Here is a 4,435-nt window from a genome sequence, read left to right on the forward strand (position 1 = left end):
CATCCACAACTAAGTGATGTATCACCAACAGCAAGCGTCCTGTACCCGCTTTGTTCGCCAAATAGACCAATCGTAATAACTCACCATCTATCGGTGATAAGCTGCGCTGCGCTCGCTCTGCAATAGCCGTTAAACTCTCTGCCTCTCCATCCCACTCATGCTGCTCTATGCAGTTTGATAGCGCCAATGCTTCCAAGGCTTGATACCAACCTCGCCACTGCCCCTGTGATTTATCAAAACTGAGCCTCAGTGCGTCATGTCTCGTGACCAAAGCTTGCAACATCGGTATCAGGCATTGGGTGTCAAAATCCTCTGGGGTACTTAATAGAACCGACTGGTTAAAGTGGGCTAACGCCGTTTCGTTTTTGAAAAATGCCTGCTGAATAGGCAGCAATGGCATCTCTCCTATCACCGCCTCTTGTGCTATCGTGTATCCTTTGCTCTGCTTTACACACCGTGCTAATGCCACGATGTGTTGATGACGAAACAGGTCTTTAACACTAAAATACAGGCCTTGCTCCGCTGCCCGTGAAACTAGCTGAATTGATAATATTGAGTCGCCACCTAGGGCAAAGAAGTTTGCCTCACAGCTCAGTGACGCTTGCGGTATCTTTAATAAACTCGACCATAATTGCTGCAATTGCGCTTCTGTTTTATTTTGTGGTCCTCGGTAATGNCGTGTATCCTTTGCTCTGCTTTACACACCGTGCTAATGCCACGATGTGTTGATGACGAAACAGGTCTTTAACACTAAAATACAGGCCTTGCTCCGCTGCCCGTGAAACTAGCTGAATTGATAATATTGAGTCGCCACCTAGGGCAAAGAAGTTTGCCTCACAGCTCAGTGACGCTTGCGGTATCTTTAATAAACTCGACCATAATTGCTGCAATTGCGCTTCTGTTTTATTTTGTGGTCCTCGGTAATGCGCTGTCGTCAACTCCGGTTGTGGCAAAGCCCGTTTATCAACCTTACCATTGACTGTAAGTGGAAATTGCTCCAACACCACAAACTGGCTCGGCACCATATATTCTGGTAATTGTTCGGCGAGGTAACGCTTCAACAATGAAGTCTGCTCATTGCCACACAAAGTTGGTTTTAACGTTATATAAAGTAATAACTGAGCACTGTTATTTTTTCCTTCAATAACATGGGCTACGGCTTGTTCAACGCCAGTAAACGCCACTGCAAGCGCCTCAATTTCAGCCAACTCAATACGATAGCCACGAATTTTTACCTGTTCATCGATCCGGCCTACGTAAACTAAGTTGCCATCTTTGCGTTGACGGACAAGATCCCCACTGCGATAGATCCGCTCCCCTTGCCAATTCAGAAACTTTTCGGCTGTGAGTTGGGGCTGCTGTAAATATCCTTTAGCAACTCCAAAGCCGGCAATACATAGCTCACCGACCCCACCTTTAGGTGCCACCTGAAGATATGGGTCAAGCACATAAAGTTGGGTATTTGCAATCGCACGACCTATTGAAACCGCTGCACTAGCGGGCTCTTTCTGACCAGGAAGTACAACATAATCACAACAGCCAACGACGGTTTCCGAGGGGCCATATTCGTTCACAAAGGTCGCGCCATTGAGCCATCGCTGACACTGTCCCAACAGCTGACCTGTAAACTGTTCCCCACCCACCACTATCGTATGAGGTGTTGTAATACTCTCACCATGGTGAATAGCGCAAAGCGCCTTCAGGTGGGATGGTGTAAGTTTAAACAAACTAGCAGGGCCACTGCGCAAACACTGATACAGATCAGCTAAAGTATCTTCTTCTGGCAGTATCGTGATTGTTTTAGCGCTGATAAGCGGTGCCAATAACGAAGTTAACGTTGCATCAAAACTCAGTGTTGAACTAACTACTGACCGTAATATACCTGCACAAAGATAATGCTTTGCTGCATAATCAAGATAGTTACTTAAGCCTTTATGTAGTACCTCAATTCCTTTCGGTGTGCCAGTTGAACCAGATGTATAAATAACATACGCGACAGGGTTGCTGTACACCTCAGCTAACTTAGTTTTAGCCGTTTTCTCATAGGTGTTGATATCGACGACAGTAGCAATTGAGACGCCTTGTAGCTTCGACTGCCACTCAGGCTTTGTTATAATGGCTGCCAGCTCCGCATGCTCGGCTATTCTTAACAAACGTTGCTCTGGGTGACTCGGATCCATAGGAACATAGGTCATATCAGCACGCAATATTGCTAATACTGAAACCAACAAAGACTCACAACGGCCGAGACAAATACCAATTCGAGCATGAGGTGGGAAATGAGTTACTAAGTAGCAAGCGAGATCTTGAACTTGTGCTGCCAAATCCGCATAAGTCATCGTGCTGTTAGAAAACTGCAGTGCTGCCTGTTTTGGTTTTCTATTGACCTGCTGTTGAAACGACTCTTGTAACCTTAATTCTTGTGGTGCTTCTCGCCCAATATATCCCCGTTCTGATGAGGAAAGCGTAAGCTCACTAAGCATCGTCGTTTCAAAAGTACACTCACTTAAGCTTGTTAGCAATGCGGCGAAATCGGCCAGCATTAACTCCATACTACTGGGTAAAAATAAGCTAGTATCGTATTGCAACATCAACACAGGGCAACTGCTACTTAGCTGTACCGCAAACTCTAAGTCATATTTGCATCTATCAGCTGCCACTGGGATAAGATTTGCTTCTACACCACTAAGCGTGAACGATGAAGACTCCGTATTATTCATGTTCAACATGATCTGAAATAGCGGTGTATATTGAGTTGTACGAGAGTTACAACAAGCATCTACCACTTGTTCAAACGGTACTTCCTGATGTTCTTGCGCTGCAAGGTTCACGTCGCGAATATGCTGAAAGAATGCAGATAAAGTACGCTCTTGAGTATCACTACGAAGCACTAGTGTGTTGACAAAGAAGCCGATCAACGGTTCCAGCTCTGTTTGACATCGATTTGCTACAGGGGTGCCAATCACAACGTCGTGTTCATAGCTATATTTTGATATTAATAGGCTTAATGCCCCATGGTAGAGCATAAAAGGGGTTATATTGGCAGCGGTAGCAAGCCTTTGTAATTTCTCAGCCAACGCTGAGGGTAATTTTCGTTGTAGGCGTTTACCATTACTTAACTTAGCACTCGGCCTAGCGTGATCTAACGGTATTTGGTGCACAGAGGGCAGCCCTTGCAACTGCTGCTGCCAATAATGCAACTGACTACTTATTCTCGCTTGGGTGTCACTCTGTTGCTGCCAATGTGCATAATCACTATATTGTATACTGAGAGGAGGTAAGTCTTGTGGCTGTTGAGTCACCTGCGCCTGATAGATACTACAAAATTCATTAACCAAGACCCCCATTGACCAAGCGTCAGAAGCAATATGATGTACTGTAAAAATAATCGCAAGCTCATCTTCCGCTAAACTTACCGCTGAAACACGTAGCATTTGATCTAAACTCAGATCAAAAGGCTGACTGTTTTGCTCGTGTATCAACCGTTCTAAAGCCAGCTTTTGCGCATCTCCCGTTAAGTGAGTCAATGATAAGTGCTTTATCTGAAAAGGCTTAGTATGATTAACTTTCTGCATCACAACGCCATCAGCCGATTTAATAAAGACGGTTCTTAACGTCTCATGACGCTCAATAAGCAAAGTAAAGGATTGCTGCGCGCTCGCTAAATCAAATTTCCCGCTTAGTTGTACCGCTGAAGTAATATGGTATTCAGAACTACCTTGATTCAGGTTATCTATAAACCACAGCCGCTTTTGTGCATAAGACAGCGGGTGTAATTGTGACTTATCTGCCTTAGCTTGAATCGTCGCGCCAAGAATATAGTCAGCTTGCTCATCAAGACAGTGAGCTATATTTCTAATGCTTTGAGCCTTAAAAATGGTTTGTAAGGACAGTGACTTTGCAAATTCTGCTTGTATTGCAGCTTGCATTTTTACCGCCCGTAGGGAATGCCCGCCTTGACTAAAAAAGCTACTATTTAGGTCTATTTCAGTAACCGGAGTATTTAATATGCTAGACCAAATACTTAACAACTTAACCTCAGTCTCTGACTGAGGCTGCATTATTTGTTCAGCTATAGGCTGATTAACTTTCGCTTTTAGCGCATTTTTGTCAATTTTACCGTTCGGGGATAGCGGCCACTGTGATACCGCAATGTAGCGACTTGGCAGCATGTACTCTGGTAGTGATGCCCGTAGATACTCACGTAGCTGCTGTGCCAAACCCGTCGCTTCTTCTGTTCGGACGTAAGCCTGTAACTGTGACTCTCCTGCCTCTTCTACCACTAACACTAGCGATTCTATTACTGCATCATGGCTATTTAGGTGATGCTCTATTTCCCCAAGCTCAATACGAAAACCTCGTAACTTCACCTGCTCGTCAACGCGCCCTATAAAACACAACTCTCCTTGTTGGTCATATCGAACTAAGTCTCCTG

Annotated in this window: 2 protein-coding genes; both read right to left on the reverse strand. The window is 44.8% G+C overall.

Features of this window, described 5'->3' with window-relative positions:
* Nucleotides 1-640: condensation domain-containing protein (locus DS891_RS24210; protein ID WP_254606052.1), on the reverse strand; the 640-nt coding region annotated here is incomplete at its 3' end.
* A gap of 13 nt (nt 641-653) precedes the next feature.
* Nucleotides 654-4,435, reverse strand: a 3,782-nt coding sequence (locus tag DS891_RS24215; protein ID WP_174171170.1) for a non-ribosomal peptide synthetase, incomplete at its 5' end; no start/stop codon positions are given.

It is taken from the genome of Pseudoalteromonas sp. JC28 (assembly GCF_013319255.1).
In the GTDB taxonomy this organism is placed as follows: Bacteria; Pseudomonadota; Gammaproteobacteria; order Enterobacterales; family Alteromonadaceae; genus Pseudoalteromonas.